Annotated in this window: 1 protein-coding gene; it reads right to left on the bottom strand. The window is 65.9% G+C overall.

The genetic code is table 11. The features are described from left to right. On the bottom strand, window positions 1-739 hold a 739-nt coding region (locus tag IVB27_RS28305), incomplete at both ends, for a condensation domain-containing protein (protein WP_247446252.1).

The following is a 739-nucleotide window of genomic DNA, read 5'->3' as shown; positions in this document are numbered from 1 at the left end:
CACGAACGCCCGGTACAGCTGACTGAGTTCACGCGCCAACACGCCCAGCGACCAGCCATCCGAGACAATATGATGCTGCGTCAGCAGGAACACGTGCTCATCATCCGACATCCGGATCAGACACGCCCGGATCAGCGGGCCGCGCGCAAGATCGAAGGGCGTGCGTGCCTCTTCATAGCACAGATCCAACCGCGCCGCCTCGGCTTCCGGCCTGTCGCGAAGATCGCGCTCCACCACTGGCAGCCCCGCACCCGGCGGCAGAACTTCAACCCAGGGCTTGCCCTCCGGCGCGACAAAGACACTCCGCAGCGCCTCATGACGCGCCAACAACCGGTCGAGGCTGCGCTGCCATGCGGTGCGGTCGAGCTCACCCCGCAACCGCCATGCCAGCAGCATGTGATAGCTCCTGCCGCCCTCATCCAGCTGCGCCAAAAACCACAGCCGCTCCTGCGCAAAGGACAGCGCAAGCGGCTCTTCGCGCGACACAGCCACAATGGCCGGCAGCTCTTGTGGACCGGAGCGGCTCAACTCATCCACGAGGCTCGCGGCCAGATCGGCCAGCACCGGTTTCGCAAACAGCGTGCTCAGCGGCAGGGCGAGGCCAACAGCTTGCGAGACCCGGCTCAACAACCGCACCGCCAGCAGTGAGTGCCCGCCCAGCTCGAAGAAGTTGTCGTGCCGGCCGACACGTTCCAGGCCCAGAAGCTCGGCCCAGATCTGCGCCAGCGCGATCTCGATC

The organism is Bradyrhizobium sp. 197, from assembly GCF_023073375.1.
Classification (GTDB): domain Bacteria; phylum Pseudomonadota; class Alphaproteobacteria; order Rhizobiales; family Xanthobacteraceae; genus Bradyrhizobium.
The sequence above is the reverse complement of the archived record's forward strand: the minus strand, read 5'-3'. Positions and strand labels throughout refer to the sequence as shown.